At 55.1% G+C, this 7,401-nt stretch carries 4 protein-coding genes and 2 pseudogenes; 2 read left to right on the top strand and 4 right to left on the bottom strand.

The features are described 5' to 3' along the window. The 4 genes and pseudogenes from GCT13_RS38930 to GCT13_RS38915 all read right to left on the bottom strand — a co-directional run. A pseudogene (locus tag GCT13_RS38930) lies at positions 1-443 on the bottom strand (nitrogenase cofactor biosynthesis protein NifB); the annotation flags it as partial. A 304-nt stretch (positions 444-747) separates the two neighbouring features. Further along, a complete protein-coding gene (locus GCT13_RS38925; RefSeq protein WP_087740400.1) occupies positions 748-1,521 on the bottom strand; it encodes a GH12 family glycosyl hydrolase domain-containing protein in 774 nt (257 codons plus the stop codon). Positions 1,522-1,625: 104 nt separating this feature from the next. Then, positions 1,626-2,185: pseudogene (locus GCT13_RS38920) on the bottom strand (DDE-type integrase/transposase/recombinase); the annotation flags it as partial. 140 nt (positions 2,186-2,325) lie between these two features. After that, positions 2,326-3,180, bottom strand: coding sequence for a sterol desaturase family protein (locus GCT13_RS38915; protein WP_087740341.1), 855 nt, complete (start codon positions 3,178-3,180; stop codon positions 2,326-2,328). A gap of 1,133 nt (positions 3,181-4,313) precedes the next feature. Here GCT13_RS38915 and GCT13_RS38905 point away from each other — a divergent pair. Beyond that, complete coding sequence (locus GCT13_RS38905) at positions 4,314-6,002, top strand: NAD(P)/FAD-dependent oxidoreductase (RefSeq protein ID WP_087740432.1); 1,689 nt, start codon at positions 4,314-4,316, stop codon at positions 6,000-6,002. A 132-nt stretch (positions 6,003-6,134) separates the two neighbouring features. Continuing rightward, positions 6,135-7,373 carry an amidase family protein gene (locus GCT13_RS38900; RefSeq protein ID WP_235851263.1) on the top strand — a complete coding sequence of 413 codons (1,239 nt, stop codon included), beginning with the start codon at positions 6,135-6,137 and terminating at the stop codon, positions 7,371-7,373. Positions 7,374-7,401 lie beyond the last annotated feature (28 nt).

Genomic DNA, 7,401 nt, shown 5'->3' with positions numbered 1-7,401 from the left:
TTGGCCAGTGAATCCCCGGGACCCGCAATGCCGAGCACGGTCAACTGCGGAATCCGGGCGGCGACGGCCACCACCTTTTTTACTGCCTGCTCCGGCGTCAGCTTCTGCGACACAACGCCGGGCCGCGACTCGTTCGAACAGTCATATTTGCGATTGCAGTAGTTGCACTGAATGTTGCAGGCCGGGGCCACCGCCACATGCATGCGCGCATAATGACGATGCGCCTCTTCCGAATAGCACGGATGGTTCTTTACCTTTTCCCACACCTCTGTCGGCAGACCGTCGGGTATGCCCGACGGACCACGGCCAGAGTGACTCTCACCACCGCGTGAACCACAGCGGCCCGGGGCGGACGCTTCGACGGTGCACCCCAGGCGCGTAATCTGCCCGATACCGATACAGGCAGTCGAGGCCAGCATGCTGTCGTTCGCGCTATCGTCCATGGACATCTCCTCGCAACCGACGGTGGTCGCGCGGCAGACAAGAGCGAGATCCGTGCCACTCGAACGCCGTCGTCTAAAGCGCGAGAGCACGGAGCCCTGAGTGCACTTTGTCTCGCTACGCCGACATTCAAACCCGACAACTGAGCCGGGTCTGTCGCTGTAACGACAAAACGAGACGACCGCCAGACACAGGGGACTCGGCCCTAGGTTCTTGGCGCATGACGGATCCCTCGTTGCGCCGCGCGATGAAGCAAGCCGGAACGTCCGGCGTGCAGACGGCGGCTCGCGACGCTAGGCGCCGGAATCACTCGGCGGTGACTGCGAAGTTCTTGGACGCGAAGCTAAGGCCGCCCGACGACGAGGTGATCTCGAAGCCATACTGCAGGTCGCCGATCATGACGTCATCGAAATAGTTCAGAGATTTCAGGTACTTCATGATAGCCAGCACATCGACCGTGGTGTTGTCGGTCTTGGTCGTGCGCAGGAACGAATAGACCGTGTTGCTGCCATTGCTGCCCACGTAGACGTTCCAGGTGCTACCGGACAGCGAGACGTTGCTGTGAAGCGGGATCGCGCAACCGGCGGACGTCCAGTTGTAAGAGATCGGCTTGACATTGCCGCAACCCGCCGCGGTTCCGGTGTAGTTCAGCCAGACCATGATCTCGTGCGCATTGCTGCCGGCCCATATGTCGAAGGTCGACTCCCAGGCACCATCGGAAGGCGTAGTAGCCGAGACCGTCGCGCTCAGCTTGCTCAGTGAACTGATGGTTTTGTTGACCGAGTAACCGATGTGCGGATAAGACTTGATACCGCTGGTGTTAGGCTGATCTGAAGTGACGCCCCAGTCGAGGTTGGTGTTGGCCCAGATGGTCTGCGCACCCGCTGCGACATTGCTGCAGGGCGACCAGACGTCATTGTTGATGGTGTAGCTGCCGTAGGTCCACGACGCGAAAAGGTCGGTCGACGAGCAGGACGAGGTCGCGGGGGAAGATGCAGACCAAGTCGCGGCCTTTGCGCCGGTGACGCCGAGCATCAGGGTGGCGGCGGCACAGCTGGCCAGGATCGAGATTCGGGGCATGGTATTGCTGTCTCCTGTCGGGTGGATGGGTCCGTCGGAATCAGTGGAGGCAAGCGACTTAGGCAGCACTCCGATCCAGACAGAAACGCTGCGTGGGCGAGAAGTTCGCCCGACGCTGTTGTCTTGATCTGCTCCGTTGCGATCATGTGAGCAGCCACTGGATGCCACCATGCAGGACACATGCACACGGGACATTCTTATCCGAGCATGGCCTTCTACGCCGCTTGATCGCGCGTTGGTCCTTTTCAATGACATGGGCTTCCTGCGCAGCCACATTGGCACCACGTTTATCGATCGTCACCGTCCCGGGTTCGCCATTCTGAGCGATCGATTTTTCGAAATACTGCCGTGCCACGGTCTTAGCTCAATGTGGGCCCGCAACAGAAAATCGATGATGTGGCTGGCTATGTCGACGGCGCGATACAGGTATTTCCATTGACCCTTAACGTTGATATAAATCTCATCGACGCGTCAGGTCTTGCCGACGGGGGCGTTCGTGACGGTGAAACGCTTCCCCTCGCGTCGGCAGAAGCTTGAGCACCCAACAATGTGCGGTTGAATGATCCACAGAGATGCCTCGTTCCGCGATCAATTCTTCGAGGTTCCGCAGGTACCGGCGCACGCACGCCACGATTACATCAAACGGAGCGGACCACGTCCGGATTCATCTTGATCGAGTTTTAGCTGTTCATCCTTCTGTACCCGGCGTCTCAGAGAGCTGTTCCAGATGATTAGCTGTTTGCTGGTTTCCGACCTGGACAATCTGATCCTCAGCGTAAACCTTCACCGCATTCCATCCCGGCCTCAACTCTGCCGTACACCGCTTCCGACTCCAGGCTTGCACCAGCGGCGTCGATCAAACGGGAACATAAAGTAGTCACTCACGGTAAGCGGTTCGGGCTGGTCTCGGAGGCCAACTTCCGGCCACTCATCTTTTTTCGGCCAGTACGCCGTGCGAAAAATCGTGTCCCAGATCGTCGTAAAGAACCCATAGTTCCGGCGTCGGTGATGCAGTTCCAACGAGTGGTGAATACGGTGGAACTTATTGTCGCCGATGATGTATCGAAGCGGCCCAAGATTGATGCGGGTGCTAGAGTGGGAAAGATGCGCCTGAAAGGCAATCAGTGTCATTGCAACAGCGGGCACCACGCCAGATTCAAAGTGAATCAGCGTAAGTGGTAGTGCTACAAACACTGCATAAATAAGCGGCTCGGAAGCGTGATGATTGCAATTCCAAGCCGTCAGCTCGCGGATCGAGTGATGAGTAGCATGCATGCGCCACATGAATGAAACAGCATGCTGAGCGCGATGCATCCAGTAGTAAAAGAAGTCACCGGCGATCGCGACCAAAACCCCGGAAAGGACGGCGAAGCCCACCTTCATGATTGCGTTGTCAGAGTGAAGCAGTGTCGCAAAATTGACCGTTAGGAGCGGCTTGACCCCTAACCATTCCAAACCCACGGCGTAGCCGTGCCAGACTAACGCACCGAGTCCAATGCGAATGATCCAATTCCGTACGCCGCGAACGTACGACGCAAAACTGTATCGATATGCCGGAAGGATTAGCTCGAGCGCAACGCACAATGTAGCAAAGACCGCAACGAGCTTAAACGATTTCACGAAAAACTCGGCCATCTGATTAATATCGAGAATATGCATCTATTTTGCTCCGAGAAAGTCGGCCGAATTCGCCCACCTCAGGTCGGCGCGATCCCGCGTCAACGCAGCCGACTTTCTTCACCGAGGATCACGGGTCCAACGGTTATTGATCTTCAGCGCGGCCCGATAAGTCCGGTTCGGCATCGAGATTCGCGCCTATAGTGCATTGCGGCCAAGCCATACAAATTTCGTCTTCACGCCGCATTCATACGGTTACCGTGTCGCCAGCACAGCACAGCACAGCACAGCACAGCACAGCACAGCACAGCACAGCACAGCACAGCACAGCACAGCACATACTATGCGGCATTTCCAGAAATTTCAAAAATCGATTGTTTGGATAGGAACCATTTGATCTTCAAATGGCTCTCGCTACTCCATGACCGCCCACCGACCTTCAACCGGTCCGGTCAAGTAGCTTGTAGTTCACACAAACGTCATAGTGTAGATATCCTTATTATCAATTAGAATCGATAGCGAAACAGCCAGGCCACCGACGACATAGAGCGATGCGCCCTTTAAGCACCGACGCCTTTCCGCGTTCATCTGGTATCTAAAACAGTGCGAAATGTCGCCGATTCAGGCCAAAGCAAGCGCGAAAGAAATACCTGTGTGCACGCATCGCGAAACCTGCAATCTGGCGCTCGCGGCTACAGGTTGGCCGATGGCTGTTCTCTACGCGGTTGTTCACACGTGCGACTGCTCCGAGGAAGATTTTCTTCACCTGAGCTAGTTCTGGAAGGTCTGCCTTCGCCCCCGGATAGCCCCGCAACTGCGTCGGTAACAATCCTGCGCGGGCACCGGGTTCGAACGCAACATTCATCGGAATGAGCGCTTCGCGGCGGCTCTGTCGCATCGCTTTTTCACCAGCGCGTCGTCACAAAAAGTGCCGAAGACTCCCTAATTATTTTGCTACAAATATCAATTTTATTTGTTTGATATAGCTCCTCCGATCTTGCTATGGTCACACTCACTGAAGCTTAAATGAATAGATTCTTCTTGCGGCATGCAGCATAACCTTCGGCCACGGAAAATGGTTAGCCCTCGTTCATCGATCTTTGCGACTGGCCACTGCTGCATTTACATCGATCATCGTTCCCTAGGCGGATGCATTGCCAAAAAGGAGACAATCCATGAAGAACCGTGTCGCATTTTCACAAAGTCCATCACCGACTGTTGACCTGTTGTATGACTACGCTCCCTTCCTCCAGCTTTGCGAGTCTGAAGGTGGAATTGGCTCCTTTTCGTCCGGCATCCCCGCTCCCCGAGTCGCCATAGTGGGAGCTGGTATCAGCGGTCTTGTGGCTGCCACAGAACTATTGCGAGCAGGTGTAAACGACATTACGTTATTTGAGGCCCGCGATCGCATTGGAGGAAGGATTTGGTCACAAACATTTGATCCACGGCATCCGAATCTAATTGCTGAAATGGGCGCGATGCGGGTTCCTCCTAGCGCAACCGGTCTTTTTCATTACCTTAACAAGCATGACATTTGCACGACAGCGTCTTTCCCGGATCCAGGAGTGGTTGATACCGAATTGCATTATCGCGGTGCTCGTCATGTCTGGCCTGCAGGAGACCCCCCGCCACCATTATTCAGACGCGTTCATGAAGGCTGGAAAGCCTTACTACGTGACGGGTGCGTGCTAAACAGTGTCTCTCTCATGGCGCCAGAAGAAATCACAGCCATGTTGAAGTCGCATCGTCTGGAGGAAGCGCGTGCAGCATGGCAGGCGTGGCTCGACGCATTTCGTGACAGTTCTTTTTATGCCGCGATTGTGAGCATTTTCACTGCCCCGAACCCACCCGGCGGTGCGCCATGGAGAAGACCTGACGACTTCGATCTGTTTGGCTCTTTAGGGATAGGTTCCGGCGGCTTTCTACCTGTCTATCAGGCAGGATTCACTGAAATCCTGCGCCTCGTCATTAACGGCTATCTCGATGATCAGCGCCTGATCTCATGCGGAATTTCGACACTGGCTGAGCGGCTAGCCAGACAGAAGATCGGAGGAAGCACTGTTGGTGAACGGGTTCGCTTTAGCACCGTGGGACCCATTTACAAAGAAGACGGGAAGATAAAGCTCGTAACGGATGCAGATGGAATAATGGCTTTCGACCGCGTGATCGTTACGAGCAACAACAGAGCAATGCAAATCGCTCACTGTCTGACAGACGACGAAACGTTTCTAAGCCGCGACGTATCGCGAGCCGTCAGGGAAACACATCTCACGGGGTCGTCGAAACTGTTCATGCTCACCCGAGACAAATTCTGGATCACAAACGGACTGCCAGTCACCATTCAATCGGATGGTTTCGCCCGAGGCGTATATTGTCTTGATTACGAACCCGATAAGCCAGATGGTCGGGGTGTGGTCTTACTCAGTTACACTTGGGAAGACGATGCGCACAAGCTACTGAGTGTCCCCGACAAAAAGCAGCGGTGTGAGCGTTTTGTCGAGGATCTTGCTACATTCCATCCAGAACTTGCGCGCCACATGGTTCCCGCCGCCGGTGATTATGAACGTAGTGTCCTTCACCACGACTGGTTGACCGACCCGCACTCCTCCGGTGCCTTTAAGCTCAACTATCCCGGCGAGGATGTCTATTCACAACGGCTCTTCTTTCAGTACCAGACCGCAAATGATCCCGCAAAGGATACCGGCCTCTATCTGGCTGGATGCGGCTGTTCTTTCACCGGAGGGTGGATTGAGGGAGCCGTTCAGACGGGTGTAAACGGTGTCTGCGCCGTTATACGCAGTGCGGGAGGGAAACTTTTGCCCGGCAACCCGCTTGACGAAATCCGCAGCGCTTACCGTTACTGATATCGCACGTTCCCTAATATTTGAAACTCCATGCATTCGGAAAACACTCTGCAATCGCTCCGCGATCGCATACGGACTGGTGCACTGTCAGCAGCCGAAATCCGGGAGCGCATGCTCGGCGCGGATGTACTTGTGTCAAAGCTCAACTGCTTCATTAGTACATGTGATGCAGAGGCACACTTTGCTAGAGCAAGCGATGTTTTGAAAGGTGCACCGCTCTATGGCATTCCTTTTTCTTTAAAAGACAATATTTGTGTTAAGGGTCTCCCCGTCACCGCGGGAACACCGGGAATGGAGGATTGTATTGCCAAGCGCGACGCTTCTATCGTCAGAAAGCTGAAATCTCTCGGCGCTGTCGTCGCCGGCAAGAACAATATGCATGAACTTAGCTTTGGCATCACATCGATCAATCCTCAATGGGGGACTGTCGTAAACCCGGCAGCTCCCGAGCATTTGGCTGGAGGCAGCAGTGGCGGCTGTGCCGCGGCTGTGGCAGCCGGCATCGTTCCCATCGCGATCGGGACGGACACCGGCGGCTCGGTAAGAATACCGGCCGCCTTCTGTGGCATTACGGGCTTCAGGCCCACAAGTGGTCGGTGGTCCTCAGCCGGGATCATCCCCGTTTCCCGAACGAAGGATTCACCGGGCCTGCTGACGCAGACAGCGAACGATGCGCGGCTTCTATATGAGCTGCTCTCTCCCGAAGATCAGCTTCCGATAAAACAGAAAAGTACTCGACGCCGAATCGGCCTTCCGGCGTCGATGTGGACGGAACTGGATGACGATGTCCGAACGTACTGCTGGCATGCCGTCAGACGACTGACTCACGCAGGTTTCCAGTGCATCGAACTGGATGACTCGGCTGTTGCCGCGCTAAACAAGGCCGGGACCTTTACCGTCCCGATTTACGAATTTTTCACGGACTTTCCGCGCACGTTACTTTCGCTGGGGTGGGCAAACAGAATAAATACCGTATTCGATAACATTCTCGACCCCAATGTCCGCGATATCATTCATACCAATCTGGGCGGAAAGTTTATCTCCGCCGGAGACTATTCGTTAGCAATACAAAACATAGCCGCGTTACGTATGCAAATGGATACGTTGTTCAACACCTGGGACATTGATCTTCTCGCGTACCCAACTGTTCCGCGTTGCGTACCACGCCTGATCGATGCCGGCCGACCAGGACTATTTGCGGACGTGATTCGCAACACTGATTTGGCGAGCAACGCCGCAATGCCTTCTATTACCCTTCCTGTCGCCCCCGATAAGGAATTGCCGGTGGGACTGAGTCTGGATGCGGCGCGAGGTCAGGACCGCCGCCTCCTGGCTGTAGCAACGTGTATTGAAGAAATTCTGACTTCGTAAAAGTGGCCTGCCGTTTAGCACCGCTCGG

It is taken from the genome of Paraburkholderia franconis, assembly GCF_009362735.1.
Taxonomy (GTDB): domain Bacteria; phylum Pseudomonadota; class Gammaproteobacteria; order Burkholderiales; family Burkholderiaceae; genus Paraburkholderia; species Paraburkholderia franconis.
Note: the sequence above shows the minus strand (reverse complement) of the source record. Positions and strands in the feature narration are given on the sequence as shown.